Origin of the sequence: Planotetraspora sp. A-T 1434, from assembly GCF_025420585.1 — a bacterium.
Taxonomy (GTDB): domain Bacteria; phylum Actinomycetota; class Actinomycetes; order Streptosporangiales; family Streptosporangiaceae; genus JAOEGB01.
In genome coordinates this window covers 15,642-41,893 of the sequence record NZ_JAOEGB010000035.1, presented here as the reverse complement: position 1 = coordinate 41,893, position 26,252 = coordinate 15,642, and the positions used below count along the sequence as shown (strand labels likewise).

The following is a 26,252-nucleotide window of genomic DNA, read 5'->3' as shown; positions in this document are numbered from 1 at the left end:
CCGCTACGAATGTCGCCCAGGGCATTAGTCTGGGGGCGACAGCGACCATGACCGTCTGGGAGAGTCCATGTTCGGGCCTGTGAACGGCATCCTGAGCCTCATCTTCTGGCTGCTCTCCGTCGGCGCCTTCATCCTGTGCGTCTGGGCTCTCATCCACGCGGTCCGCATCCCTTCGCGCGCCTTCCCGGCAGCCGGGAAGCAGACGAAGCAGCTCTGGCTCATCATTTTGGGTTTGGCGACGCTGTTCACCTTCGCCGCCGCCGTCAATTACATGGGCATAGGAATGGGGCTGCCGAGCTTCTTCACCATCGTGGCGGTCATCGCCTCGGGCATCTACCTGGCCGATGTGAAGCCCGCGGTCAACGAGTACCGCGGCGGCGGCAACCAGGGCCCCTACGGCCCCTGGTGACCCTTCCCCCGGCTCGCGGCCGCTTATGGTGCCACGTGGGCGAACGTGTCGGGAATCGGCAGGACCTTGGCCCGATCGAATGGCCAGACGAGGACGAAGGCCCGTCCGATCACCTTGTCCATGGGGATCGTGCCGCCGCCGGGGTCGCCCGTGTGACGCCGCGAGTCATATGACATGGATCGGTGGTCGCCCATCACCCACAGCCGGCCCTTCGGCACGGTGACGTCGAAGGACATGTCAGACGGAATATCACCCGGATACAGGTAGGGCTCGTTGAGCGGGGTGCCGTTGACGGTGATCCGCCCCTTGGAATCGCAGCACTTGACGTTGTCCCCCGGCACGCCGATGACCCGCTTGATGTAGTCCTTCTCGCCCGGGACGATGCCGAAGGCGGTGCCCACCCAGTGGAAGAACCCGGCGATCGGGTTACCGGGCTCCTCGTACGGAACCTCGGGATCCCAGGAGTCGACGCCCGAGAAGACGACGATGTCCCCCCGCTCGATGTCGCGGACGTGATAGACCAGCTTGTTCACCAGCACCCGGTCGTTGACGAGGAGGGTGTTCTGCATCGACTCCGACGGGATGTAGAACGCCTGGACCACGAAGGACTTGATCAGCAACGCCAGACCCAGGGCCATGACGATGAGGACGGGGAACTCACGTAACCATGACCCCTTCCTGGCCTTGCCACGCGCGCCGGTCTGCTCGGTGTCTTCCGCGACCACGTTGACCTCGTCCCAGTAGGACGGTGCGTAAAGCACCGTGATCCGTAGCTTGGCTCTCGTCCCGCGACCTTAGTGGACCCTGTGTCTTGGCGCGGTAAGGCTCCCGGCGTCCGCGACCATCCGCGCCTGACAGCATCGGGAAAAGAGCGTCACCCAGGCATTTACTGTTAAGAAACTTTCTTTTACATTCCTTGAAACATCCCCAGGGAAGAAGCACCAGATGCGAAGATCAATCACCTTCGCCACGGTGAGCCTGGTCACCATCGCGGCGACACTGTTCGTCGCCTCCCCCGCGATGGCACACGGGTACATCTCGTCGCCGCCGAGCCGGCAGGCCAACTGCGCCCAAGGGCGCGTCCCCAACTGCGGCGACATCATCTACGAGCCGCAGAGCGTGGAAGGGCCGAAGGGGCAGCGCAACTGCCATGGCGGCGTCGCCCGGTTCGCCCAGCTCAGTGACGAGAGCAAGCCCTGGCCGGCCACGTCCGTCGGCAGCAGCGTCACCTTCAACTGGACGCTGACGGCCAGGCACGCCACCAGCACGTGGGAGTACTACATCGGCAACACCCGGATCGCGGTGTTCAACGACGGAGGCAGGCAGCCCGGCGCGACGGTCTCGCACAACGTGAGCCTGGCGGGCTTCAGCGGCAGGCAGAAGGTCCTGGCCATCTGGAACGTCGCCGACACGGTCAACGCCTTCTACTCGTGCGTCGACCTGCAGATCGGCGGCGGTGGCGGTGGCGGCAACCCCACCCCCACGCCTACCCCCACCCCGACCAACCCGAATCCGACCCCCACCCCGACCAACCCCAATCCCGGAGGGACCTGGGCCGCGGGCACCACGTACACAGTGGGCGCCACGGTGACCTACGGCGGCGCGACCTACCGCTGCATCCAGAGCCACACCGCCCAGGCCGGCTGGGAACCACCGAACGTACCGGCTCTGTGGCAGAGAGTCTGATCCACTGACGGGCACCGCGGGCCCGGACGCGGCGCCCCCACCATCCACCCCCGATCTTCGATCGGGCATGCGTGCCGAAATCCGAGACATCCGAGACACCAGAGATCCGAGACCCCGCCGGCGGTCAGAGCCAGTCGCGCTTGCGGAACGACCGGTAGAGAACGGCCGAGACGACCACGATGGCGGCCGTGGACACCCAGAAGCCCCAGGCATGGCCGAAGCCAGGAAAAGGGATGTTCTGCCCGTAGAAGCCAGTGATCATAGTGGGCACGGCGATGATCGCCGCCCAGCTCGTCACTCTTTTCATGATCAGGTTCATCCGGTTGCTCTGCATCGTGAGATGCGCCTCGCGGATGTTGCCCACGAGGTCACGGAGCGACTCCGTCCACTCGGTGGCGCGTAGCACCTGGTCGTACACGTCCTGGAAATAGGGGGCCATCACCCCGTCGCCCATCTCGGTGTTGCGGCGGATCAGCGTGTTGACGACCTCCCGCATCGGCATCACGACCCGGCGCAGGGTCACCAGGCTCTTGCGCACCTCGAAGGTGCGCCGCTGGTCGGCGGGGCCGACCGGCCGCTCGTCGAAGACCGTCTCCTCCAGCGCCTCGATCTGCTCGTCGATCGCCTCCACGGCGACGAAGTGGCTGTCCACGACGTAGTCGAGCAGGCCGTGAACGAGGAAGGCGACGCCGTGCTCGGCGAGGCTCGGCGACTCGTCCCAGCGCCTGATCACCTCGTCGATCGAGAACCGCTCGGAGTTCCGTACGGTGACCAGGGCGTGCGTCGTGATGAAGGCCGACGCCTCGGTGATGTCCAGCCGTCCTGTCCGGGGGTCGAACTCGGCGACGTAGATGTTGAGGAACTTGTGGCTCTCGTAGACGTCCAGCTTGGGCCGCTGCTTGTGCTGAAGCACGTCCTCGACGGCGAGCTCGTGCAGGCCCAGCTCCTCGCTGATCTCCTGGAGTTCCTCCCTCGTGGGCTCACACATGTCGAACCACACGACGGCGGAGGGGTCCTTGAGATGCTCCGAGACGTCGGCGACCGGGAACCCCTCGGCCTCCAGGGTTCCATTGCGGTACAGACGGGTCCGGCCCATGAGGAGTCAGCCTATCGAGCGCGTGAGCCGTACAAGAAGGGACCGATAGGGTGCTGGCTCATGGTCGTTCGTGCCCGCAGGATCGGGCTCGCCTTGCTGCTCGCCGTCCTCATGGCCACCCCCGCGCATGCCGAGGCGCTGACCTCGGGGACCGTCACCGAGGACGACGTGACCATGGAGCTTCGCGGGGACGGCGTGCTCCACGTCAAGGAGGCCGTCACGCTGTCCGGCGGGCCGGTCGAGCGGACCCCGCTCACTCGGACCCGCTATGACGACGGCCACGACCGCCTCTACCGGATCTCGAACGTCAAGGGCGCCTCCTTCGACGGCGAGACGCTGACGATCAAGGGCAGCGGCACGGTGGAGTATGACGTGGCCGGCGCGATCACTCCCCTGGCGACCGGTGAGGAGCTGCGCTGGTTCGCCGTGGCCGGGCCGGTGGGGCACGCGACGGCGCAGGTCAGCGGTCCGGGGAAGATTCAGAACCTGTCGTGCTTCGCCGGGGAGCTCACCTCGGCGATCCCCTGCGCCGCGGCCTCGATCGACGAGACCGGCGGGGCGGCCACGTTCGAGCAGCAGGGCCTCGGGCCGGGGCAGACCCTCACCGTGATCGTCGGCTACCAGAAGGGCGCCACAGGAGCCGGGCCGATCCTGGAGCGCCGCTTCGAACCGGCGAACGCGTTCACCTTGAACGCGGTCACCGGCGGGGCGCTCGCACTGCTGCTGCTCCTGCTCCTCGGAGGCGTCGGCCTGCTGTACTGGACGCGCGGCCGGGACGCCCGGGTGGTCGGCAGCGAGTCCGGCACGGTCAGCGGTCTCCACAACGGCCAGTTCTCACCCCCGGACGGCGTGCGGCCGGGGCAGATCGGCACCCTCTTCGACGAGCAGGCCGACGTGGTCGACGTGACGGCGACCATCGTGGACCTCGCCGTCCGGGGCTACCTCAGGATCGACGAGCAGCCGCGGCAGGCCTACGACGCCCCGGACTGGCGGCTCGTCAAGCTGGCCCAGGCTCCCGCGAGCAGCCTGCTGCCGCAGGCGGCGCTGAGCGGCCTGCTGCCGTACGAGCGCGCGCTCTACGACGCGATCTTCGACGGGCGGGACGCCGTGCTCCTGTCGCAGCTCCACGGGTCCTTCACGGCCCGGCTCGGCAGGGTCCGCGACGCGCTCTACCGGGACGTGGTCACGCAGGGCTGGTTCGCGAGGCGGCCCGACTCGGTGAGGTCGCGATGGACCACCCTCGGCGTGGCCGTCATCGGGCTCGGCCTCGTGGCCACGGCGCTGCTCGCCTGGTTCACCATGTACGGCCTGCTCGGGCCGGCCGTGATCATGGCGGGGGCGGCGCTGGCCGTCGGCGGCCAGTACATGCCCGCCAAGACCGCCAAGGGCGCCGCCGCCCTCGCCCACACGATCGGATTCCGGGACTACCTGTCCTCGGCCGAGATCGGCGACGTGCCGCCGGCCCAGCGGATCGAGTTGTTCTCCCGCTATCTGCCGTACGCGGTGATCTTCGACTGCGTGGACCGGTGGGCCCGCGTGGTGACCTCGATCAACGGCAACGGCCAGCCGGCGGACAACCTGCACTGGTACCACGGGCCGGCGGAGTGGGACCTGTCCAAGTTCGCCGGGTCGATGCGGACCTTCACCATGACGACCTCGGGCGCCATCTCCACCTCACGCCAGCTCCGCTCCCTCTGAGTCGGTTACTCAAGCCGGGCCGACGCGGACCTCGCCGACCGGGCGGCCCCCGCCGAACAGCGGCGTGGTCGCGAGCCCGGCGAGCTCGGGAGCGTCGAGGCCGAGGGCCCGGAGGGCGGCCACGGTGACGGGCACGCGGGCCCGGTAGCCGCCGTCCTCGACCTTCACAGCGCCGGCGCGGCCGTCCGCGAAGACGAAGGCGTCGAACGCCTCGGCGCCTCCCTTCACCATGAGGCCCGGGATCGCCCGCATGAGCTCCGCCTCGGGCCGTGCCGTGCCGCTCGTCCATTGCGGATAGGCGCGCATCGCGTCGGCGATGCGCCGTTCCGGGCTGCCGGGAGCCGCGAGGGCGAACCGGCGGAAGGCCCGGACGACGCCGATCATCGAGACGAAGAACAGCGGGGCGCCGCAGCCGTCCACCCCGGTCGCCGCGACGCGCTCCCCGGTCAGCTCCTCCACCGTGGCCCGGATCGCCCTCTGCAGGGAGTGGCCCGGGTCCAGGTATCCCTCAATCGGCCAGTCGTTCGCCACGCAGGTGGCGAGCATCGCGGAGTGCTTGCCGGAGCAGTTCATGTAGATCCTGCTGGGCTCGCCGTTCGCGCGGATGACCTTGTGCATGGCGGCCGTGTCGAGCGGGAGGTCCTCCGGGCAGCGCAGGGCGGTCTCGTCGAGCCCCGCACCGGCGAGGATCTTCCGCGCCCCGTCGACGTGGTACGGCTCGCCACTGTGGCTGGCACAGGCAAGCGCGAGCAGTTCGTTCTCCAGGGCCAGACCGGCCCGGACCATGGCGAGAGCCTGCAGCGGCTTCATCGACGAGCGGGGAGACGCCAGGCTCGACGTGTCACCGTGGACCATGACCGGGGAGCCCCCGGCGTCCACGGCGTGGACCCGTGCCCTGTGAACGGACTCGACGAACCCGGAGCGGACCACTTCGACGATGAGTTCGGACATGACGGGCAGTCTACGAAGAGGTCATACGTGGCAGAATGCGGGGCCATGCGTGCGGTCGTTCAGCGGGTCAGCTCCGCGTCGGTGGTGGTCGAGGGCAAGGTCGTGGGCGCGATCGACGAGCCCGGCCTGCTCGTGCTCGTCGGCGTCACCCACACCGACGGGCCGGCCGAGGCCGCCCGGCTCGCCGGCAAGCTCTGGGGGCTGCGCATCCTGCACGGCGAGAAGTCGTGCTCCGACATCGGCGCGCCGCTGCTCGTGATCAGCCAGTTCACCCTGTACGGCGACGCCCGCAAGGGCCGCCGCCCGACCTGGCAGGCGGCGGCTCCCGGGCCGGTGGCCGAGCCTCTGGTGGAGGCCGTCGTCGCGGAGCTGCGCTCATCGGGCGCACGGGTGGAGACGGGCGTCTTCGGCGCCGACATGAAGGTGTCCCTGACGAACGACGGCCCGATCACCCTCGTCCTGGACGTCTGAAACGTCCCCCGGGCCCCCGCGCCGCCCGGACCCCGCGTTCCCCAGGTCGCCCCGCGCGGGGCCCCGACGTCAGCGGATCCGGCGCCTGAGGGCGGGGTCGATCGCCACGTTGCGGCCCGCGTCCGGCGGCACGATGACCTCCTGGGTCGCGGCCACACCGCCGGCCAGCAGGTCGATGTCCACGGGGACGGTCCGCTTCACCACCGCGAGGGCGATCGGCCCCAGCTCATAGTGCCGCGCGGACGAGCCGACGAACCCGATCTGGCCCGGCTCGGCCGCGCCCTCGACGGCCGCCTCCGGTTCGGCCTCGGCCGGAGTGCTGACGCCGAGGGTCACCGGAGCGCCATGGGGCGGCAGCACGTCCACGCTGCCGTCGAGGTGCAGGAACACGAGCCGGCGCGGCGGGTGGCCGAGGTTGTGGACGCGGGCGACCGTCTCCTGTCCCCGGTAGCAGCCCTTCTGGAGATGCACGGCCGTCCCGATCCAGCCCAGCTCGTGGGGAATGGTCTTGTGGTCGGTCTCGAACCCGAGCCGGGGCATGTGCGCCTCGATGCGCAACGCCTCGTAGGCCCAGATCCCCGCCGGGCGCAGGCCGAGGTCCGACGCCACGCCGGCCAGCCGCTCACGCGGGACCAGCAGGTCGCCGCCGATGACGATGGCCCCGTCCGGCGGGGCGGCGGCGACGCCTGACGTCTCACCGGGGGCGGCGACGGTCACCACGGCGTAGCCGGGGGTCACGTCGGCCACCTCGACCCGCAGCATGAACCGCATCTTCTCCAGGAACGCGATCAGCTCGGCCGACGTGCCGGGCTCGACGTGCGCCCACACGGCCTCGCCGTCGTCCACGAGCGTGAGATGGTGCTCGACCCGGCCCTGCGCGTCCAGGAACAGGGTCTGGGCCGGCGTGCCGGGCGCGAGGGTGTCGATCTTCTGCGAGCTCAGGTCGTTGAGCCAGCGCAGCCGGTCCGCCCCGGAGATCCGCACGACCTCACGGTTGCTCCGGTCGACCAGCGCCTGTCCGCTCGCGAGCGCACGCTGCTCGGCGTAGGGATCGCCGTAGTGGCCCGCTATGGTCTCGTCCGGCGCCTCGGCGGCGACGGCTCCCGGTGTGTCAAGCAAAGGGCTCCGCATGCCCTCAAGGCTATTAGGTCGTTTTCCATGGTGTACGGCTGCCGCCGGGCGAGCCGTACACGTGGGGTGGGGTCAGCGGCACTTGCGGCAGCGGCCGAAGACGGTGAGGTGACGGACGTCGGTCGCGAAGCCAAGCTCGCTGTCCAGGCTCGCGACCAGGCCGTGGACCAGCTCCGGGGCCACCTCGGTCACCTCGCCGCATCCCCTGCAGACGAGATGGACGTGATCGGCCTCCGAGGCGAGGTGGTAGGTGGGCGGCCCGTGGCCGAGATGGGTGTGCGTGACCAGGCCGAGCTCCTCCAGCAGCTCCAGCGTGCGGTAGACCGTGGAGATGTTCACCCCGCGGGCGGTCTCCTGGACCCGGCCGCAGATGTCCTCCGGCGTGGCGTGCCCCAGCTCGGTGACGGCCTCCAGCACGAGTTGCCTCTGTGGGGTGATCCGGTAGCCGCGCGACCGCAGCTCGTCGTGCCAAGTCTCGGCCATGACCAGATTTTATGCCGCCTGACCGGCCCGGTCGCGGGTGATCACAGAGCTCCGCAATTAATCGCTTGCCGCTCTTGAGTCGCTCGCATAGCCTGCAAGCACGCAGAAGGGAGGTGGTCCGAATAATGGTTAGTCATTGTTGGACTAGCGAGGTGGCTGTCCGCTAGGACGTCGTCCATCTGGACCTTCCGTCTGGATGTCGTACGACGTCCCGGCGAATCCTCGACAGACACCGGAACCCCGGGCAGCCGGCGGTCGGAGAGCTCTCTCCGGCCATGGTCCAGCCGGCCCGCCTCATCAGGAGGCGGAGCACGCCCGGGGTTCTTTTTTATGCCTTCAGGACCTGCGGGTTGGCGCAGTGGAGCGAGCGCTCGCCCCCGAGGAGCCGCACGATGTCGCCACAGATCATCCGGGTGTGGTTGACCTCGGTGTCGTAGGTCGCGGCGCCGATGTGCGCCGCGAGGACGACGTTGTCCATGGCGGCCAGTGGGTGGAGCGGGCCGAGGCCGGCTGCGGCGTGGACGGTATGCGTGGGGTGGGGGGCATGCGTGGGGTGGGGGCATGCGTGGGGTGGGGGGCATGCGTGGGGTGGGGGGCATGGTCCAGCGCCGCGCCGCCGAGATGCCCCGCTCTCAGGGCTCCGGCGAAAGCGTCCATGTCATGAAGGCGTGGTGAGACCGCGTTGACGAAGACGGCGCCCGGTTTCATCAACGGGCCGCCAGTTCGCCCGCCGCGTACGACCGGTGCGGCCACCGCGCCGGGGGCTCGTAGACGACGTCGGTCAGCTCTCGCAGGCGTTCCCACGCGGGGCCGCGCATCGGTGCCAGCACCAGCGCCCGTGGCTTCATCACGCTCCCTCCGCCGTAGGCATATCGGTCGCGGAGGGGCTGGTGTGACGGGTGATTCAGTCTTCCGGCGTGAAGTCGGCGACTTTCTTCAGCTCGGCGGACGCGTGGGACTGCAGCGGGTGACCCATGGCCGCCATGTCATAGGCGTACATGAGATTGCCGTTGACCAGGCCATACAGCCGGTGACCGGCGGTGTACTCCTTGGCCGTGGCCGTACGGGCGACGATGTCGGTCCGCAGCTCGATCTTGTGGAAGACGACCTCCCCCACGTAGATCTCCACGATGCCGGTGGGGTGGGCCAGGCAGACCTCGATCTGACGTTCCGGCTGGATCCGCCAGAAGCCCGTCTCGGTGGACAGCGGGCGGACCTTGTTGCCCTCGGCGTCCAGCAGCCAGGTCCGGCTGCGGTAGCTCAGGAACGGCTTCCCGTTGTGCCCGAACACCACCTCCTGGCCGAAGTTCGCGCTTTCGATGGTGGGATAGCCGATCACACCGGCCCCCTCCCAGCGGCCCAGGAGGAAGGCGATCGGCTCGAGGTCGGGATGTACGTCCATGGGACACGAGCTTAGAGGCCCCGGCGAGCCGATCATCGTGCGCGCTCACGACCTGGCCAGACGGCGGCTTAACGATTTATACCGACTTGTACGGCATGCGCTGACGCGGGCATACCAACCGCCGACTAGGCTGCCACCATGGCACGATCACTGGTGATCAAAGTGACGGCCGGCGCGGACGCCCCGGAGCGCTGCAACCAGGCGTTCACCGTAGCGGCGGCCGCCCTGGCGAGCGGTGTCCCCGTGTCGCTCTGGCTGACGGGCGAGTCGGCGTGGTTCTCGCTGCCCGGCCGCGCCAAGGAGTTCACCCTCGCGGAGGCCGCGCCGCTGGCGGACCTGCTCGACGCGGTGCTCGTCGGTGGCCGGGTCACCCTCTGCACCCAGTGCGCCGCGCGCCGGGACATCACCGTCGACGATGTGATCGACGGCGTCCGCATCGCGGGCGCGTCGACGTTCGTTGAGGAAGTCCTCGCCCCCGACGTCCAGGCCCTGGTGTACTGACACCCGCGCGTGCACTGATCCCGCGCGTGCACTGATCCCGCGCGTGTACTGACCCGCGCGTGGCCGCGCCGTACGACGCGGTCCATACGCGTCTGTCGCGGGATGCACTGGGCCCGTCGCGGGATGTACGGGCTCCATCGCGGGATGTACCGGTCTATCGCGGGATGACGGTGCGGAGGCGCTCGTCTCTGAGCCGCTGATACCAGGTGTCGTCCATGGGCGCGAGGGGCCCGGCGGCCCAGGTGAGCAGCAGGTCGGCGAGGGCGGGATTGCGGGCCAGCGCTGGGCCGTGCAGGTACGTGCCGATGACCTTGCCCGCGTAGCACCCCTCCGTGCCATCGCCGTTGCCCGTGCCGACGATCGTCCGGGACAGCGGCCGCACGCCGGGGCCGAGCCTGGTCACGCCCATGTGGTTCTCGAAGCCCGTCAGCGTCGGCAGGCCCAGCGCGGGGTCGACATCCGCGGCCAGCTCGCCGACCGACCGCCGCTCGCCGCGGCCCGAGCTGATGTCGAGCAGCTCGATGCCGGGCACCGGCTGGCCCTCCTCGCCGCCGAAGACCGAGCCCATGATCTGGTAGCCCGCGCAGACCGCCAGCATCGCGGCTCCCCGGCTGATGGCGGCGTGCAGCCCGCCGTCCTTGCGCAACCGCTCGGCGCCGAGAATCTGCGGCCGATCCTCGCCGCCGCCGATCAGGTAGATGTCGCCCTGCTGGGGCACCGGGTCGGACGAGCGGACGTAGACCGTCCGCGTCGGGATGTTGCGCGCGCGGGCCCGCTGCTCCAGGACCAGGACGTTGCCCTGGTCGCCATAGGTGCTCAGCAGGTCCGGGTAGATCCAGACGATAGACAACTCAGACTGCACGGCCGAACTCCGCTCGGATCTGCTGGAACGCGGTGTAGTTGGCGATCACGTCGATGCGGCCCGGCGCCAGCACGGACACCGCCTGGTCGAACGAGTCGCACAGCTGGAACGGAACCCGGGCGACGTCGAGCCGCAGGGCCAGGTCGAGGCGGCGCTCCCCGGCCACGTACACGGGACGGCCCCCGAGGATGCGGTAGTCCACGTCCCACAGCCACGACGTGTCGCGGCCGTCGGGCCCCTGCGCGTTGACCGACAGGATGATGGGCAGGGCGGGGTCGGCGACGTCGAACGCCTCCAGCCAGCCCGCCGGGTTCTTGGCCAGCAGCAGCCGCAGGGAGCGCCCGTCGCGCTCGACCGTCGTGTAGCGCCCGGCCACCGACGTCACCGTGCGCAGCCTCGGCAGGGCCCTCGCGGGCTCCAGGCCGAACGCCTCCGCGGTGGCCAGCGCGATCGCCGCGTTGGACCGGTTGGCCTGGCCGGGAAGCTGCAGGTCGAGCGGCCAGCGGTGGCCGCGCGGGTCGATGACGTCGTTGCCGTCGAGCACCCAGTTGGGCTCGGGGCGGTGGAAGGTGCATTCCCGGCAGGCCCAGGAGGAGTCCGTGCCGGCCGCGGCGCCCTGCCCGGCGGCCATGGACCCGCCCCGGTCGAGCGGGCCTCCGCACTCGGGGCAGCACCAGGAGTCCTCACGCCAGCGCTGCCCGGCCGCGACCCACGTCACCCGGGCGGCCGTGGAGGCCCCCCAGGTCACCAGCGGGTCGTCGCAGTTGGCGATCACGTGGGCGGGCTTGCCGTCGAGCGCCCGGCGCCACTTCTGCGCGAGCAGCCAGATCTCGGCCGCGCGGTCCATCTGGTCGCGGCTCAGGTTCATGAGGCAGACGATCCCGGCGTTGGTCGTGTCGAGCACCTCGGGGAGGTACTTCTCGTCGACCTCCAGCACGGCGTACGGCGCGGCCTTCGCGGACGACAGCGCCGACACGTGCCCGGCGGGCATGTTGGCGCCGAACGCGTTGGTGGCGACGTCTCCCAACTCCTGGAGCGCCGAGGTGATCAGACGCGTGGTCGTCGTTTTGCCGTTCGTGGCGCTGACCAGGGCGAGCTTGCGATCCGCCGCGAGCTTGCGCAGCAGGTCGGGCTCCAGCATCAGCCCAAGCCTGCCGCCGATCACCGAACCGTCGCCACGTCCGGTGGCCCTGGACAGCGTCGCGGCCGTGCGGCCCAGAGCACTGGCGAGCTGCGCCCGCAACGGAAGCTGACTCATGCCCGCGATCCTAGCCTCGCTCGCCACCGCTGACCGACTCGCGACGCGGGAGCCGTACGGCACTGCATGATCCCAAGAGGGATCGCCGCAGGTGAGCGGCCATGGGCGGGAATCCGTGCATGATCACGCCACGAGGGTGGCCGGGTGGGGGCCATGCGGGGGACCCTGTGCATGATCACCCCCGAGGGTTGGGGGGTGGGGGGCCATGCGGGGGACCCTGTGCATGATCACCCCCGAGGGTTGGGGGGTGGGGGGCCATGCGGGGGAAGCTGTGCATGATCACCACATGATCACGGCCCGAGGGTAGGGAAGGACAGCTCGGCTGCGGTTTCGCCGTCGAAGGGGAGCACGAACCGGCGCGGCCAGGACAGCACGGTCTCCAGCCAGCCCGCGCCCATCGTCTGGGCGACGTGCTTGGCCCGGTCCCGCGGCTCGACGCCGATCGCGACGGTCGCGACGTCCCTCTGGATGCCCTCGTGCTCGTCGTCGCCGAGGATCGCCCGCCACGCCAGAGCGCGGTTACGGTCGAACTCCATCGACAGCGGGTGATGACGCAGCGCCTTGGCCCGGTGGCCGAGCAACTCCGTGCGGACGCCGACCGCCACAGCCGTGTCCCCGCCCACGGACCCGCCTCCCGAGCCGTTGACGGCCGCGGCGGCACCGCCGTCGGCGCTCGCCTGAACACCGGCGCCTTCCCGAACCGCATCGGCTTCGCCGTCGGCGCTGCCGTTCACGCCACCGTTGAGTCCCTGGTGCGCGTACGGCCGCCCGGTGGGGTCGGTGCCGAACAGGGCGTACTCCATCGCCGGGGCGGGGCTGCGCAGGTTGGGCGCGGGGTGTCCGAAGGGGAACAGCCGATCGACCTCGTGCAGCCAGCGGACCTGCGGGATGACCCACGCCGCGCCGGGGCGGTCGCCGGCCTGCATGGGCCGCGCGGCGTCCCCCGGCCCGAGGCTCCCCGGGCTTGAGTCCTCCTGCCCCGAGTTCCCCGCCATCAGGTCCTCCGGCCTCAGGTCCCTCGCCCGGAGGCTTCCCGGCCCGAGCAGCCCGGCGGCGACCTCCGCGGCCTTCTCCGTGAGGAGCGTGGGGTCGAACCAGGTGCGCAGCGACCAGGACCGGCCGGCGACGGCGCGCTCGATCAGCGTGGCCAGCAGGCACTCCCGGCGTTTGACCGGCAGCTCCGCCCAGATGTCCGCGAGAACGCGCGGGACGCCGGGCAGCGACCGGTTCGTCACGAACGCCAGGATGACCGTGTCCGTCCAGATCCGCAGCCACGCCCACTCGGGCGCGACCGCGAGCAGGTCGGCCTCGCGGAGCTCGACCAGCGTGCAGGCCTTGCCCGTGCGGCACTCGCGCCCGCACGCGGCCGACCGGCGGCCGCAGATGGGCGGCACCGGGCTCAGCATGGGGTGCTCGCGGTCCTCCCCCAGCGGCACCTGGATCCGCAGCGGCCGGTCCATCCCGTCCGCGAACACCGCGGCGTATCCCGGCTGGAGCGAGACGACCTGGCGCGACTGGTCCTCACTGAGGTTCATCGCGGCGCCGACGAGCTGGCGGTCGTCCTCGGCCGGCAGGCGGTGGACGACCTTGAGCGCCGTGTTCTTGACCACGTCCGAGACGAGCTTCGTGGGGATCTGCTCGGCCACGATGATGCCCTCGCCGTACGCCCTGATCTCGGCGAGCATCCCGGCCAGCAGTTCGACGGCGTGGGTGGAGGCTCGCTGGGCGCCGCGATCCCTGAGCAGCCGGTGAGCCTCCTCGATCACGATGACGTGCCGGAGGCCCGAGCCGCCCTCCTCGTGGCGCGGCTCCTGCCTGGCGCGCATCCGGAGGTGCTCGACGATCCGGATGATCAGCGTGCCCATGAGGAACGCCTTGTCCTCGTCGTTGGCCACGTCCTCGATGGCGAGCACGACATTGCGTTGCAGCAGGCCGCCGATGTCCGCCGGATGGCCGCCCTCGAAGAACCTGCCGGCACTGCCGACCCGGAGGCTGCGCAGCCGGAGGCTGATGAAACCCTCGACGTCGGCCTGGACCTCGTTGCCGTAGCCGATCTCCTGGATCACCTCGAGGGCGTGCTGCTGAAGCTGTTCGAGGGTCGGCACGGCCGGCTGCACCGCCGCGCCGGGAATGCCGCCGCCGGTGACCACGTCCCAGCCGTTGGCCTCGTAGACCCGCTGGAGCGCCAGCGACATGATCTGCGGGAACGGCTCCTCGGCGTCGAAGGCGGCCATGAACAGCGCCCGGACCATGTCGATGTGCGCCTGCACGGGGTAGCCCGGCTCCGGCGCGAGCGGGTTGACGCTGAACGGCACGTTGTCCGGCGCCGACGGGTTGATGACCGTGAGCGGGGCGAGGTGCTCGACCCGGCCGGCCATCGCGGCGTACTCGGACTTGGCCGGCTCGATCGCCAGCCACGGGATGCCCGCCTTGGTCAGCTCCTCCAGCAGGTGCCTGACGGTCTGGGACTTCCCCGATCCGGTGGCCCCGGTGATGAACGCGTGGCGGTTGAGGGTGGCCAGCGGCACGCGGAACGCTCCGACCGCCCGGTCCTGCCCGTCGACGATCGCGCCGAGGTCCACCAGCTCGGTGCAGCCCTCGACCTCGGCCTCGCTCGTCACGTCGAAGAAGCCCGCGTCGAGCACCCGCACTCCCGGCACCTCGCGGCGCGGCAGACCCGCCAGAGCGGCCAGCGCCCCCGCCGTGGCCGCGAACGGCGCCGCCGCCCCGTCGGCCGGGTCTTCCAGGTTGACCGCCAGCGCCTCGGCGAAGCCGTACACGGACTCACCGGCCGTGACGCCACGCTCGGGCCCCGCAACGCCGGGAGCCGGTACGGCGGGTCCGGAGAGGGCGGGATGAGCGGGGCCGGGAAGGCCGGGCTCGGATGCCTTGGGACCGGAGAGTCTGGGCAGGGACATGGCGCTGCGCAGCCGGTAGGGGTGGTGGCTCATCTCCACGGAGCCGACCAGCACGGGGGCGATCTGCCGCAGTTCGTCCGGCCCGGCCGCGCCCGCCAGCACGCGCACGTTCCACAGGCCGGCCTCGCGGAAGGCGTCGAGCTCCTGCATTCGCCGCTCGGCCCGCTCGGCGTCGAACCGCGACCTCTCGGAGGCGTCGCCGTACTGCCGGAGCACGTTGAGCTGGGTGCGCAGGTGGGCGACCTCGTCGTCGAGCAGGTCGGTCGGCTCGGCCACGACCACCCAGCCGAACGGCCGGGACATCAGCGTTACCAGGGTCGACTCGAAGAGCGTGGGCCGCTTGGTCTCATCGGGCTCGGGCTCGCGCCTGCCGTACAGCGGAGGCGCCTGGCGGCCGGGGCAGGGTGTCCAGACGAGGTCGGCCAGGTCGGCCAGCCACTCCTCGCCGATCTCGACCCCGCGGGCGCCGCCCGGGAAGAGCAGCGGCTGCGGTCCGGTCACCGGCGCGTCGACGGACGCGACCGCGCGCTTGGGCGGGCGCGGCGGCGTGAGCGGCCCGGCGTTGGTGATGAGCTCGAGCGGCGCGCCGGAGCCGCGTGACAGCCAGCCGATGACGAACGGGCGGTTGCGCTGCGCCGCGGAAAGAACGGCGGGCAGGACCGTGACGAAGTCCCACTCCGCCGACGAGCTCCGCGACGGGGCGGTGATGGCCTGGATCCGGTACCACGGCCCGCTCAGGGGGAACGGATGCATGAGACCCCTCACTCGACGATGAACAGGGGAAAGACTCTTTCAACGATCAACGGCGCACATCCCGGTTGACCATGCCCTTACCGGATCCGAACGGTGTCATGGCCACCGTCATGGCCACCGTCATGGCCGCCGTCACGGCCGCCGTCATGGCCGCCGTCACGGCCGCCGTCACGGCCGCCGTCATGGCCGCTTGCGCCAGTCGAGCCGGGGCGGCGGCGGGCCCAGGTTGGGCGGCGGGGCGTCCTCGTCGAGCCGCTCGGGCTCGGGCTCGGGCTCCTTGGGGGCCAGGGCCGCCCGCCGCACCTCCTCGAACTCGCCCAGCGTCGTCTTCGGGAAGGTCAGGATCGCCGGGTTGGCGTCGGCGAGCCGCACCTGCCGCCCCTCCGCCGTGGCGTGGGTGACGATCACGGAGGTCGTCGGGAGCTGCTGGAGCTGGTGCGGCTCGACCAGGAACTCGCGGGACCGCTGCAACACCCCTTCCGCGACCTGCGTGGCGTTGCGCCCCCACTCGGTCGACTCCGTGATGTCCTCCTTGAGGTCCCCCTCGCCCTTCTCCTCCGTTCCGGTACGGCCGGCGCTCACGGTCGAGGTGTAGAAGCCGCTGGGGCCGTGGACGGCCGAACTGAACGTCTCGGTGAGCTGCGCGAGCTCCAGGCGGTGCTCGGTGCCGACGTGCTCGCTGGCGACCCGGGCGTCCTCCGCGTTGCCGAGTCGCATGAACGCGACGGCGGCGTGGCCCCGGCCGAGACGCTCCCGCACGGTCGGAGTCAGGCTCCGGTAGGTCAGGACCAGCCCGGTCCGGGAGGTTTCGCAGGCGTCCATCAGCCGGTCCAGCACGTCGCCGCGCAGCTTGTCCGCGCCCGCCACGATGATCGTGTGATACCAGGGCCGCTCACTCGCCGGCGACTGGCGCAGGATGTGGGTCAACGCCGTGGCCACATAGGTGCCGAGGACCCGGTTGCCGAAGACGCCGGCCTGCCGGTCCATGCTGACCACCCGCAGCCGCGCCGGCGGGAGCCGTACGGCCTCGGAGCCGAGCGTCTCCAGCTTGCGGAGCTGGGACTCCAGTGCCCAGGCCCGCTCGATCACCACGCGGTCGGCCACGCCGCGGCCGAAGAGCGTGCCGATGCGTTCGAGCTGGGTCGCGGTCAGCAGGCCGTACTTCATGTCGTCGCGCGGGTCGCCCACCTGCGCGAGCGCCCGGAGCGCGGCGGTGACCTGGCTGATCGTGGCGTTCTCGCCGAGGACCTCCAGGACCCGCTCCAGGATCGCGTTGTCGAAGCCGATGTCCCTGCTCGTCTCCTCGCTGACGCTCACGACGTGGGCCAGCACGTCGGCGAAAGCCTCAGGCTTGAGCGTCGCGCCGAGGTCGAGCTTCGGCAGGTCCACCGGTAACACCCAGACGAGCGGGTCGTCGCCGCCTCGCTTGGCCAGCTCGATGAGGTCCTTGGCGATCGCGCCCTCGGACAGGTCGAGCACGGTCAGGTGGCCGCCGCTGTAGAGGCGGGTCGCGCCGATCAGCGTGATCAGGGCGGACCAGCCGGGCAGAGTCCCGCCCGCCACGTCCACGCGGTCGATCTCGTCGGGCACTGCCACCGCATACCAGGTGAGCTGCCTGTCGAAGATGCTCTTCTTCTCGGCCCAGTCGCGGTATTTCGCGGCGTGCTCCTCCTGGGCCGTCACCATCTCGCGCTCGCGGCGCTCCCGCTCACGCTCGGCTCGCGCGCGGCGCTCACTCACCCGGGCGTTGACGGCCCGGTGGCCCTGGTGGATGGCGTAGCTGCAGATCGCGGCCACGCCGCCGGACGCCACCAGGCCGAGTAACACGAACGACCAGGTCAGCAGCCCCGTCACACCGAGGATGAGGATGCCCGCCGCCACGACCGCCATGAACGTACGGAAGATCCGGACCGGACGGTTGAGCAGATCCTCCTGGAGCCGCTCCCGCTGGACCCATTCCGCGTCGGCGGGAGGCCCGGTTGGGGACTCCGCCACATCCTCCCGGGCCGGGCGCTTGGGCGGTGGTCCCGGATCCGGGTACAGCAGAGCGTACTGCCAGCCCAGGTAGATGCGGTCTGCCTGAAGCTGGGCATGCTCGGGGTGCGGGTCGCCCACGGGCCCTCCATGTCCGCCTCGGTCACAGCGTAGGAGCTGAAAGCCCTGTCAGTACGGGCTTCTCGCCATTCGGACGTAATTCCGGCCACCGGTGGGACGAATGCGCCCGATGGTTCAAGTGTGGGCGTACTACCATCCCTACCCATGACGTCACCCCCTCGTGGCTCCCGCCGCCGACGCCCGGTCCTGGTCCCGGTCGCCTCCGCGCTGGGCGCGATAGGGCTCGGCGTCACCGCCTTGTTCGGCGGGCTGAAGGACGCCCCGGAGGAGCCGCCGCCCAAGGTCGCCCAGGGCCAGGTGATCGACCAGGGCCAGTTCCGCACCCAGTTCATCAAGGCCATCGACACCACCGAGAAGGACGATTTCGGCGGCTCCAAGCGCTACCTGGAACTCGTCCTAAAAGTCACCAACCAGGGCGACAAGACCACGACTGTGGGTGTGGTTCCCGAGCCCGGTCACAAGGTTCAAAGGGTCAGCGGCTTCGCGGGATCGATCCTCCGCGTCACGCCTGAGATCAAGACCAAGTACGGTCCTGACGCATCAGTGCTCAGTTACGGAATCAAGAGCCAGCAGTTGCACCCAGGGATAACGACGACCGTCGTCGTGAAATACGAGTTGGAGCCCACCGCGACGGCTCCCAATGCGGTCACTGTCGACTTGGGAAGTTTCGTCTACGACAAGATCAGCGATCGCGACCAGACGTACTACTGGCAGGTCGCACCAGAGGGTGACCTGCCCACCGATGCCGGCAGTGAAGCCGAGGCCATCGTGCCGGCGGTAGCCGCCCAGGTCACCCTTCCCGTACGGCAGGAGCGCGGGTGATGCCGGTGACACAGGGGGAGACGCAGGCGGTGACCCACCCGGAGACTCCGGTGGACGCACAGGTCGAGACACAGCCGGGGACACAGCCGGACACCAGACCGGTCGGTCGGGCCGCAGGGAAGCCTCGCGCCAGGAAGAGCCTGGCGCGACGTGCCGCCGGTGCCGTGGCGGGCCTGGCGCTCGCGTCGGCCGCCATCTACGCGCAGACCTGCGCCATGCCCTTCGAGCAGCGCAACTCGTTCCTCACGACGAAAGGCAACCTCGGTCAGGCGATAGAAACAAACCAATTCACCGTGAAGGTGACGTCGGTCTCCGCCGCCAAAGCCGTGGACACCAAGGATTTCAGCGGCGACGTGACCAAGGTCGGCACCAGCAACCTTTTCCTTCTGACGAATGTCTCCGCCACCGCTCCCCGCGAGCCCGTGCAATTGAGCACGATCGGCCCTCCGGTGCTCCTTACTGCGGATGGTAAGCGCTACCAGCCCACCGACAAGGTGGACCAGAGCCTCACGCTCTTCAACAAGTGGTTCCAGCCGGGATTCTGGTCCAGCGGCGTCCTGGTCTTCGAAGTGCCCAGGGAGGCGCTACCCGGAGCGCGACTGGTCTTCATACCGTCGGTCTCCGCCATCGTCGTGGACAACTTCGCGCCTGAGGCAGAGATCGACCTGGGCCTTTCCGACGACGCCACCACGCGACTCATCTCGCGGGCGGAGGAGTACCACTCACTGGTGAACAAGACCTCATGAGCGAGCCACCCATGGGCGGAAAGCCGAACGAGAAGCGCCCGGACACGCGCGACTGGTTCGCGCCGCCGCCAAGCCAGCCCACCGACATCAACGACATCACCTACAGCGGTCCGCTGCCCCAGCCTGCGGCGATACCGATCCCTGGCACGCTCAAGCAGCCGCGGGACCGGCGGGTGTGGCCACCCGAGCCGGAGCCCGAGCCCGACGAGGAACAGGACAGGTCGACGCAGCCCTTCCCCGCCCTCAGGGGAACGCGGGCCATGCCCCCACCTGCCGCCCAGCCCTCTCCCATCCCATCGTCACCCGCGCCACCGGTCCCCGCCGAGCCATCGCCCGCGCTTGACATCCGGCGGCCTGACGTTCAGCCATCTCATGCCCATCCCCGTGCCGGTGAAAATGGGACGGCCCCTCGCGGGCGGCGGACAGTCCTGCTGGGGGCTGGAGCCCTGGCCGCCGTCGTCCTCACCGTCGGCCTCCCCGGATGGTTCGGCTACCGAGTCTACGAATACGCTCAGCCGAAAGATCAGATCCACACGATCCAGCCAGGTCAGGCGGGAACGTGGCAGCACGTGTCCTGGCAGGTCAGGCTGGAGCGCATCCCCGATCCGACCGGTAAGCCGGACACCTCCGACCGCCAGTGGGTGAAGGTCACCGCCATCAGGACGGCGCTGGACGCTGAGGGCGCCATCCGGCACGGCGCACCGAAGGTCACCCTGACGGACCGGTCCGGTCGCATCTGGCTCACCCAAGAGGTCAAGGACGAGACTCCACCGGACACTGCGGACAACAAGGTGGGCATGCCGTACCGGATGGAACTGATGGGCGTGGTTCCTCCTTCTGTCGCCGACGAAGTCCAAGTCCTGCTGCGCCCGAGCACGGCGCGAAGCGTTCCTGACCAGTCGGTGGCGGACATGATGAAGGACTCGGTGAAATCCGAAGAGAAGATGGACCAGGTGCTGCGGTTCCTCCGCTGACCTTTACCGGCCGGCCCGGTCTCTGCTCGCCGCCAGGTCGAAGGTCGCCGCGATGAGACACATCGACAGCGTTGTGACGAGCAGGTCTGCCACGAAGTCGACGGGCACATCGGTCGCGAGCCACAAGTATGGCTTGTCGCTGGCGAACAGGTAGCGGCCACCCCGGCCAAGGTAGTCGCCACCGATGTGCAGCCCGACGTAGCACAGCGCGAAAAGGCCGAACAGCGGAGCGCCCCCACGCGCGGTCAGCCGCAGAGAGTTGAGGAGCGGGACCCAGCGTTCCGTCCATCCGGCGGTCAGCTTGGTCAGGGCCCGCCGCGTCAGGCTGTGCGTCCGTTCCAGATGCGTCGCGGCCCGCTCCAGTCGCGTCCCCCTGATCGTGGTCTGGGTGTCCTCCGCGTACGCTCCGTAGACCAGGATGCCGACGGTCAGCCACGCGAGCGGAGCGGCGAGCGCGTCGATTACGTACGGCCAGACCTCGCCGACGAAGCCCCAGAACGCTTCCCATCCTGGGATGTCGGCCTTGGCACCGTCGAACCAGTTGTGCCATACCGCGACAACGGCGCGATGCCCGATCCAGTCCGTTCGCGCACCGACGGCGGCGGCGGTCGCGTTGAGGCCGTAGAAGACGAACGCAAGCTCGCCGAAGGTGGCGAAGATCCCCGAGAAGCGGCCCTCATTCGCCTCGTGGCGACGCCCGAAAAACGTCTTGATCAAGTAGGCCATCCCCATCGCGAGGAGTGAGACCTTGACATCCAGGCCGGTCAGCCCGTGCGCCACTGTGCTTTCTTCGTGTGCGAACCGATCGACCAGCCACCTGTCCGGTTGCCGGAAGATGTCAATGTTCTCGAAATCTCGCACATCCTGGTCGACGAATCCCCACGTCATGTAGAGACCGGAGAACACGAGAGCGGTCCGGTTCAGCGCACCGAAGATCCCCTCGCGCCCCTCTCCTGCGGTGCGCCTTGCCCGGGTCTCCATCAAGGCGTCGCGGATGACGTACAGCATGCCCACGGTCGTGGCGAGGGACGTCATCACGACCAGCGTGAACAGGAACAGCACGACGATGAGGCGCGCCTGGTACCACGACCCGTGCGAGAGCGTCGCCGCCAGCAGGAGCAGCCCCCAGCGCACGAGGCGGCCCAGGGAGAACCAGATGATCAGCGGCAGCGCGCACCTGGCGGCGATGCGCAAGGCATGCGCAGGCAGCGCGTACGGCGACAGCATCCAGGACGACCCACGTGGTGCGGCTGCCTGGCTGGGGAGGGAAAGTGCCGACGTTCCGGACATCTGCCGCATGCTATCGGTGGCCCTACCTTAGCGGCGACAACTGTGCAGATCGACGCCTGCCAGAACGCGCGCTCTGGACACCCTAGCGACTATCAGTGACCACCTAGTGCCCTCCCGTCAATCTTTTGCCCCGTCGCGGCACCCAGTGCGGCACCTCGCTGCGTTGTCGTCGTCGGCCGTAGGCTCCGCTACGACCTCCTCCTCCGCCTTGCGATACACCACTCTGGACACCGCTCCCTCCGGGCAAACCTTGCCGGTCAGGGCACTAGACAGACCGACTGTCAACACAGTCGCAAATTGGTTGCTGCAGTGCTATCTTGACCCATCCAGAGAAGTGGTCAGCCCCATATAGGGAGATCGTTAACATCCACCACCATCCAAGGGCCGCAGGATGAGATGGTTCCCGATCCATATGAGCCCCTGCAAGCCTGGATACGCCTGGGGAAATACCACATTGGGTCATTCGACCACTGAAGGGTCAGGTCGAACTCAGTATAGGTATTCACCCCCTGAGGGTTCCACAGAGTGTATGTCCCAGAGGTGTAAGAGCTACAATCACCCGGATCCGGGAACCCGTCGCCATTGTTATCCGGGCAGGCGCTGCCCTCGCGATTGAAACCGAACCATTCAATCCTGACTACTGCTGAGTAGCCATCCTTGGAGACGTCATGCGCCTCTATCGCGGTCCCCGATTGAACTGCTTTTGCTCGAAGGACTCCGCCGACGTATACCGTGGCGACAGCCGACGCCTGGGCAGAGGTGCCTAAGGCGATATTCCCAACACAGGCCAGAGCGACCACGGCGATAGTTGTCCGGAGTGAAACCTTCATATTCGGCCCTTCCTGCTCGACGACACATCAATGATCACTATGTCTCCAATGACAGGCCACGTAAAGGCCATTTAGGCCGATTTGTCGAAATTTGCCAAACAGTATATTTAACAAGAGCAAATACTCATAAAATTCTTTGAACGCGCCCCGCCGATACTCCGCCTATATGCATGCCCGTAATTCACCGAGCATGTCCGGTCCAAATTTTCCGTCAGGGTCATGCGAACAGGTGAAGCACCACGCGCAGAGCTATTTCGGACGTGGAAAGGTCGCCGCGCATCGTGGGTTGCCCACCATCCGGCTATTCGATCTTGAACCGGGAAATGACTCAGCGTGGCGTGCCAGGCGGAAGCCCCTGACCCCGCGACACTGGCTGAGCGACACCTGCCGCATGCTATTGAGTCGGGCAGCACGCTGTCGGCGACATCGCATGTGCATGAGACGGACGCCACCAGGCGCGACGGGAATTCGAGAGACTTGCAGCCGCCACCGCCCGACCTCAGCACGGCCCACCTCTGTGCCCAGATCCAGCCCGGTCAACCGGAAGCACCGGCGCGTGCATGCCCCAGCAAACTCGTTTCTAGCATCAAATCATCATCTCGTTTATGATTTGATGCATGCGTACTACCATCACGCTCGATGACGAGGTCTTCGCACGCCTTGAAAGGCTGCGCCATGAACGGAAGCTCACTTTGAAGGACATCGTCAACGAGGCGTTGCGCAAGGGACTGGATAACTTCGACACCGTAGAGCCGACGCGCCGGTTCCAAACGGGCAGTGCCAGCGTTGGGCGGCTGCGGGTCACCAACGTGGACAACGTGGCCGGGGTCCTCGACGACCTCGAAGACGGCGACCTGCTGTGATCCTTGTCGACGCGAACGTGCTGATCTACGCCTTCATCGAGGAGTATCCCCAGCACAAGGCCGCTCAGACATGGCTCGATGATCAGCTGAGCGGACGGACCCGGGTCGGCCTGCCATGGCCCAGTTTGCTCGCATTCGCTCGCATAGTGGCGAATCCCAAGCTGAGCGAATACCCGGTGCCGACGCAGGTCGCATGGGCGCAGGTAGAAGCATGGCTCACCGCTCCTCCCGCATGGATTCCCACCCCGACCGACAGGCATGGGGAGGTGCTGGCGTCGCTCATGCCGTCAGCGACGCGCTTCGATCTTTTTCCCGACGCCCATCTAGCCGCCCTGGCCATCGAGCACGGGCTGACCATGGTGTCCACCGACACCGACTTCGCCCGGTTCTCCGGCCTGCGCTGGGTGAACCCGCTCACCTGATGGCTCGAGCCGTATGAGAAGCGCTTACGGAGATGCAGCACGCGTGCAGGGGAGCACTACTCGTCGCCGCGCCACATCCTCGTGATCTCATCGGTCGTCATAGAGGTCGTGGCCATTCCCCGAAGACGGGAGTGACCGCTCGTCGCCCTCCGCGACGGCGTAGCGCTTCTGTGTCGTAACCCTCGGCGGCCTCGTCTGCGAGTTCGTCGACAAGCTCGTCGGTGATCGGCACATTCCCTGAGGTCGGATTCTCTGGCATCCCCCACACGCTCCCTATGGTGACAGCCATAGCCAACCGGAAAGGCCGGTGGGTCCGTGGGGACGCACCGGCCTTTCGGGGCTTGGATCAGACAGGTCAGACGGCGACGGCGAGCTGGGCGACCTCGCCGAGCTTGGCCTCGACCGAGATGTCCTTCGTGATGCCGCCGCCCGCGATGATGCGGACGGTCCACTGGCCCGGGGCGGCGAAGAAGCGGAAGATGCCCTCGTCGGAGACGACGACCTCACCGGTGAACTCGCCGGAGTGGTCGAGCAGGCGGGCGTAAGCCGTACCGGCGCCGGAGACGACGCCCTGGATCACGGCCTGGCTCGACAGGTCGATGCCTGCCGGCAGTGCCACGGTCTGCTCCGGTGCGGCGCAACCTTGAACAGTCATCAGCGGGCCTCCCCCAGCTCGATCGGCACGCCCACGAGCGAGCCGTACTCGGTCCACGAACCGTCGTAGTTCTTCACATTGGCCTGGTCGAGGATCTCGTGCAGCACGAACCACGTGTGCGCCGAGCGCTCCCCGATGCGGCAGTACGCGATGGTGTCCTTGCTGAAGTCGACGCCCTCGCCGGCGTAGAGGCCCTTCAGCTCGTCGTCGGAGCGGAAGGTGCCGTCGTCGTTGGCCGCCTTGGACCACGGGATGTTGCGGGCGGTCGGCACGTGGCCGCCGCGCTGCGCCGCCTCCTGCGGGAGGTGGGCCGGAGCGAGCAGCTTGCCGGTGAACTCGTCGGGCGAGCGCACGTCGACCAGGTTCTGCTTGCCGATCGCGGCCACGACGTCGTCGCGGAAGGCGCGGAGCGACAGGTCCTGGTCCTTGGCCGTGTAGGTCGTGGCGGGGCGGCTGGGCACCTCTTCGACGAGCTCGCGGGAGTCGAGCTCCCACTTCTTGCGGCCGCCGTCGAGCAGCTTCACGTTCTCGTGGCCGTAGAGCTTGAAGTACCAGTAGGCGTAGGCGGCGAACCAGTTGTTGTTGCCGCCGTAGAGGACGACGGTGTCGTCGTTGGCGATGCCACGGGACGACAGGAGGGCCTCGAAGCCGGCCTTGTCGACGAAGTCACGGCGGACCGGGTCCTGCAGGTCCTGCTTCCAGTCGATCTTCACGGCACCGCGGATGTGACCCTTGTTGTAGGCGCTGGTGTCCTCGTCGACCTCGACGAGCACGACACCCGGCGTGTCGAGGTTGGCCTCGACCCAGTCGGCGTCCACCAGAACGGCGGAGCGGCTCATTGAATTCTCCCAGGTTGTAGACGGCGGATGATCAGATACATCTCGCAGCCGAGGCAGAAGCCGAAGGCTGCATTGAGGAAGGCGGCCAGCAGTGCCGCTGCTGTCGCACCCAGAGCCAGCGGTGTGATCCCCGCCGCGAACCCGATCAGACCCACGATCGCGAACCCGAGCCCGACACCCTGCGCGAAGCGCGGTGGCGCGGCGTCCTCCAGCTCACTCGGCGGACTCAGCCTCGGGCGCACCAGCTTCCTGAAGAGAAGCCCGTACGGAGAGGCGTCGAAGGCGCCGAGCGCGAACACGAGCGTCTGGGCGGCGAGCAGCCAGGGGCTGCGCGTCACCAGGACGAGCGCGAGAACCAGAGTCGTTATGGCTGCCCCGAATCGGGGGCCACGAGGGTCGATTTGCATCGTGGGATGCTCCTGAAGGATTCACGGAATGCGGCGGTGAGCCGCGGGAATCACCCTCAGGCCATGCGACAGAGCGAGGTGGCGACGCGGCAGAAATCAACCGCGCGCCGCTTTGTGAGCAGCTCTGTCGTGGGAGTCATGACCATGACAGTACCCGTCGTCTCGCCATCTGTCACACGCTGTCCGCTTAATGAGACGATTCGTGAGACGGTCCATCGACGGCGGCGCCGATGGCGGCGATGACGTCCACCTTCCGCGGCTGACCTGACGCCCTCTTCACGATATGTCCGGAATGGTCCAGTATGAGGACTGTTGGGGTGCGCATAACGTCAAAACGCTTGACCAGGTCGAGCCGCGACTCCGCGTCGATCTCGACGTGGCGCACGCCGGGCACCATCGCGGCCACCTCATCGAGGACGCGGCGGGTCGCCCGGCACGGCTGGCAGAACGCGGTGGAGAACTGGACCAGCGTGGCCCGCTCCCCCAGGTCGGCGCCGATGTCGCCGCTGGTCACCGCCGAACGCGCACGTTCATCGGTAGATGCCTGATCCGGCTGCCTCACGGCACGCAGCCTCCCGTCGCGGCGCCTCATGACGAGCCCGATGAGCACGCCCACGACGAGCGTCACACCCAGGACAACGATTCCTGCCATCACGGTCTGGAACCCGCC

The 26,252-nt window shown here is 68.7% G+C and carries 29 protein-coding genes; 10 read left to right on the top strand and 19 right to left on the bottom strand.

Annotated elements, in window-relative coordinates; translation table 11 throughout:
• Window positions 1-67: 67 nt before the first annotated feature.
• Window positions 68-409 (top strand): DUF2516 family protein, encoded by a 342-nt coding sequence (locus tag N5079_RS31705; RefSeq protein WP_261587864.1) that lies wholly within the window; start codon window positions 68-70, stop codon window positions 407-409.
• A gap of 23 nt (window positions 410-432) precedes the next feature.
• Here N5079_RS31705 and lepB read toward each other — a convergent pair whose 3' ends face one another.
• The gene (gene lepB, locus N5079_RS31700; RefSeq protein ID WP_315967902.1) at window positions 433-1,170 is read right to left on the bottom strand and encodes a signal peptidase I; all 738 of its coding nucleotides are present in this window, start codon (window positions 1,168-1,170) and stop codon (window positions 433-435) included.
• Window positions 1,171-1,354: 184 nt separating this feature from the next.
• Between lepB and N5079_RS31695 the strand changes: the two genes are divergently transcribed.
• Window positions 1,355-2,095, top strand: coding sequence for a lytic polysaccharide monooxygenase (locus tag N5079_RS31695; protein ID WP_261587863.1), 741 nt, complete (start codon window positions 1,355-1,357; stop codon window positions 2,093-2,095).
• Window positions 2,096-2,219: 124 nt separating this feature from the next.
• Here N5079_RS31695 and N5079_RS31690 read toward each other — a convergent pair whose 3' ends face one another.
• Window positions 2,220-3,191 carry a magnesium transporter CorA family protein gene (locus N5079_RS31690; RefSeq protein WP_261587862.1) on the bottom strand — a complete coding sequence of 324 codons (972 nt, stop codon included), beginning with the start codon at window positions 3,189-3,191 and terminating at the stop codon, window positions 2,220-2,222.
• 60 nt (window positions 3,192-3,251) lie between these two features.
• Between N5079_RS31690 and N5079_RS31685 the strand changes: the two genes are divergently transcribed.
• Entirely contained in the window at window positions 3,252-4,889 is a 1,638-nt protein-coding gene (locus N5079_RS31685; protein WP_261587861.1) for a DUF2207 domain-containing protein, read from the top strand.
• Window positions 4,890-4,898: 9 nt separating this feature from the next.
• Here the strand turns inward: N5079_RS31685 and N5079_RS31680 are convergent, their stop codons facing one another.
• Window positions 4,899-5,840 (bottom strand): asparaginase, encoded by a 942-nt coding sequence (locus N5079_RS31680; RefSeq protein WP_261587860.1) that lies wholly within the window; start codon window positions 5,838-5,840, stop codon window positions 4,899-4,901.
• Between the two features lie 45 nt (window positions 5,841-5,885).
• On the opposite strand from N5079_RS31680, the gene dtd reads away from it, so the two are divergent.
• Window positions 5,886-6,311 carry a D-aminoacyl-tRNA deacylase gene (gene dtd, locus N5079_RS31675; RefSeq protein ID WP_261587859.1) on the top strand — a complete coding sequence of 142 codons (426 nt, stop codon included), beginning with the start codon at window positions 5,886-5,888 and terminating at the stop codon, window positions 6,309-6,311.
• 69 nt (window positions 6,312-6,380) lie between these two features.
• Here dtd and N5079_RS31670 read toward each other — a convergent pair whose 3' ends face one another.
• From N5079_RS31670 to N5079_RS31650, 5 genes are all read right to left on the bottom strand, one after another.
• Window positions 6,381-7,442, bottom strand: a complete 1,062-nt coding sequence (locus N5079_RS31670) for a YgfZ/GcvT domain-containing protein (protein WP_261587858.1) — start codon at window positions 7,440-7,442, stop codon at window positions 6,381-6,383.
• Between the two features lie 72 nt (window positions 7,443-7,514).
• Window positions 7,515-7,925, bottom strand: coding sequence for a Fur family transcriptional regulator (locus N5079_RS31665; protein WP_261587857.1), 411 nt, complete (start codon window positions 7,923-7,925; stop codon window positions 7,515-7,517).
• 328 nt (window positions 7,926-8,253) lie between these two features.
• The gene (locus tag N5079_RS31660; RefSeq protein WP_261587856.1) at window positions 8,254-8,403 is read right to left on the bottom strand and encodes a hypothetical protein; all 150 of its coding nucleotides are present in this window, start codon (window positions 8,401-8,403) and stop codon (window positions 8,254-8,256) included.
• Window positions 8,404-8,632: 229 nt separating this feature from the next.
• Window positions 8,633-8,776: a hypothetical protein gene (locus N5079_RS31655; protein WP_261587855.1), complete on the bottom strand. Its 144-nt coding sequence runs from the start codon at window positions 8,774-8,776 to the stop codon at window positions 8,633-8,635.
• A 53-nt stretch (window positions 8,777-8,829) separates the two neighbouring features.
• Entirely contained in the window at window positions 8,830-9,327 is a 498-nt protein-coding gene (locus tag N5079_RS31650) for an FABP family protein (protein WP_261587854.1), read from the bottom strand.
• Window positions 9,328-9,465: 138 nt separating this feature from the next.
• Here N5079_RS31650 and N5079_RS31645 point away from each other — a divergent pair, with 138 nt between their 5' ends.
• The gene (locus N5079_RS31645; RefSeq protein ID WP_261587853.1) at window positions 9,466-9,828 is read left to right on the top strand and encodes a DsrE family protein; all 363 of its coding nucleotides are present in this window, start codon (window positions 9,466-9,468) and stop codon (window positions 9,826-9,828) included.
• Between the two features lie 154 nt (window positions 9,829-9,982).
• Here the strand turns inward: N5079_RS31645 and N5079_RS31640 are convergent, their stop codons facing one another.
• From N5079_RS31640 to N5079_RS31620, 5 genes are all read right to left on the bottom strand, one after another.
• Window positions 9,983-10,690 (bottom strand): type 1 glutamine amidotransferase, encoded by a 708-nt coding sequence (locus N5079_RS31640; RefSeq protein WP_261587852.1) that lies wholly within the window; start codon window positions 10,688-10,690, stop codon window positions 9,983-9,985.
• Complete coding sequence (locus N5079_RS31635; RefSeq protein ID WP_261587851.1) at window positions 10,680-11,948, bottom strand: Mur ligase family protein; 1,269 nt, start codon at window positions 11,946-11,948, stop codon at window positions 10,680-10,682. The genes N5079_RS31640 and N5079_RS31635 overlap by 11 nt, the downstream gene beginning before the upstream one ends.
• A 290-nt stretch (window positions 11,949-12,238) precedes the next feature.
• Entirely contained in the window at window positions 12,239-15,619 is a 3,381-nt protein-coding gene (locus N5079_RS31630; protein WP_261587850.1) for an ATP-binding protein, read from the bottom strand.
• Between the two features lie 46 nt (window positions 15,620-15,665).
• Entirely contained in the window at window positions 15,666-15,803 is a 138-nt protein-coding gene (locus tag N5079_RS31625; protein ID WP_261587849.1) for a hypothetical protein, read from the bottom strand.
• Window positions 15,800-17,734 carry a hypothetical protein gene (locus N5079_RS31620; protein ID WP_261587848.1) on the bottom strand — a complete coding sequence of 645 codons (1,935 nt, stop codon included), beginning with the start codon at window positions 17,732-17,734 and terminating at the stop codon, window positions 15,800-15,802. The genes N5079_RS31625 and N5079_RS31620 overlap by 4 nt, the downstream gene beginning before the upstream one ends.
• 144 nt (window positions 17,735-17,878) lie before the next feature.
• Between N5079_RS31620 and N5079_RS31615 the strand changes: the two genes are divergently transcribed.
• The 3 genes from N5079_RS31615 to N5079_RS31605 are packed head-to-tail and all read left to right on the top strand — an operon-like array spanning window position 17,879 to window position 20,276.
• Entirely contained in the window at window positions 17,879-18,556 is a 678-nt protein-coding gene (locus N5079_RS31615; RefSeq protein WP_261587847.1) for a hypothetical protein, read from the top strand.
• The gene (locus N5079_RS31610; RefSeq protein WP_261587846.1) at window positions 18,556-19,302 is read left to right on the top strand and encodes a DUF4352 domain-containing protein; all 747 of its coding nucleotides are present in this window, start codon (window positions 18,556-18,558) and stop codon (window positions 19,300-19,302) included. Before N5079_RS31615 ends, N5079_RS31610 begins: the two co-directional genes overlap by 1 nt.
• The gene (locus N5079_RS31605) at window positions 19,299-20,276 is read left to right on the top strand and encodes a hypothetical protein (RefSeq protein ID WP_261587845.1); all 978 of its coding nucleotides are present in this window, start codon (window positions 19,299-19,301) and stop codon (window positions 20,274-20,276) included. The genes N5079_RS31610 and N5079_RS31605 overlap by 4 nt, the downstream gene beginning before the upstream one ends.
• 3 nt (window positions 20,277-20,279) lie before the next feature.
• Here N5079_RS31605 and N5079_RS31600 read toward each other — a convergent pair whose 3' ends face one another.
• Window positions 20,280-21,566 carry a hypothetical protein gene (locus N5079_RS31600; protein ID WP_261587844.1) on the bottom strand — a complete coding sequence of 429 codons (1,287 nt, stop codon included), beginning with the start codon at window positions 21,564-21,566 and terminating at the stop codon, window positions 20,280-20,282.
• A 1,447-nt stretch (window positions 21,567-23,013) separates the two neighbouring features.
• On the opposite strand from N5079_RS31600, the gene N5079_RS31595 reads away from it, so the two are divergent.
• Both N5079_RS31595 and N5079_RS31590 read left to right on the top strand, forming a co-directional pair.
• Entirely contained in the window at window positions 23,014-23,259 is a 246-nt protein-coding gene (locus N5079_RS31595; protein ID WP_261587843.1) for a CopG family transcriptional regulator, read from the top strand.
• A complete protein-coding gene (locus tag N5079_RS31590) occupies window positions 23,256-23,681 on the top strand; it encodes a type II toxin-antitoxin system VapC family toxin (protein WP_261587842.1) in 426 nt (141 codons plus the stop codon). Before N5079_RS31595 ends, N5079_RS31590 begins: the two co-directional genes overlap by 4 nt.
• Window positions 23,682-24,036: 355 nt before the next feature.
• Here N5079_RS31590 and N5079_RS31585 read toward each other — a convergent pair whose 3' ends face one another.
• From N5079_RS31585 to N5079_RS31570, 5 genes are read right to left on the bottom strand one after another with little or no spacing between them, the layout of a single operon-like run.
• Window positions 24,037-24,336, bottom strand: a complete 300-nt coding sequence (locus N5079_RS31585) for a DUF1416 domain-containing protein (protein WP_261587841.1) — start codon at window positions 24,334-24,336, stop codon at window positions 24,037-24,039.
• Window positions 24,336-25,175, bottom strand: coding sequence for a sulfurtransferase (locus tag N5079_RS31580; RefSeq protein ID WP_261587840.1), 840 nt, complete (start codon window positions 25,173-25,175; stop codon window positions 24,336-24,338). Before N5079_RS31580 ends, N5079_RS31585 begins: the two co-directional genes overlap by 1 nt.
• Window positions 25,172-25,582 carry a DUF4395 domain-containing protein gene (locus tag N5079_RS31575; RefSeq protein WP_261587839.1) on the bottom strand — a complete coding sequence of 137 codons (411 nt, stop codon included), beginning with the start codon at window positions 25,580-25,582 and terminating at the stop codon, window positions 25,172-25,174. The genes N5079_RS31580 and N5079_RS31575 overlap by 4 nt, the downstream gene beginning before the upstream one ends.
• A 56-nt stretch (window positions 25,583-25,638) precedes the next feature.
• Window positions 25,639-25,722 (bottom strand): putative leader peptide, encoded by an 84-nt coding sequence (locus N5079_RS35680; RefSeq protein WP_372446775.1) that lies wholly within the window; start codon window positions 25,720-25,722, stop codon window positions 25,639-25,641.
• 47 nt (window positions 25,723-25,769) lie between these two features.
• Window positions 25,770-26,234 (bottom strand): TlpA family protein disulfide reductase, encoded by a 465-nt coding sequence (locus N5079_RS31570; RefSeq protein ID WP_261587838.1) that lies wholly within the window; start codon window positions 26,232-26,234, stop codon window positions 25,770-25,772.
• Window positions 26,235-26,252 lie beyond the last annotated feature (18 nt).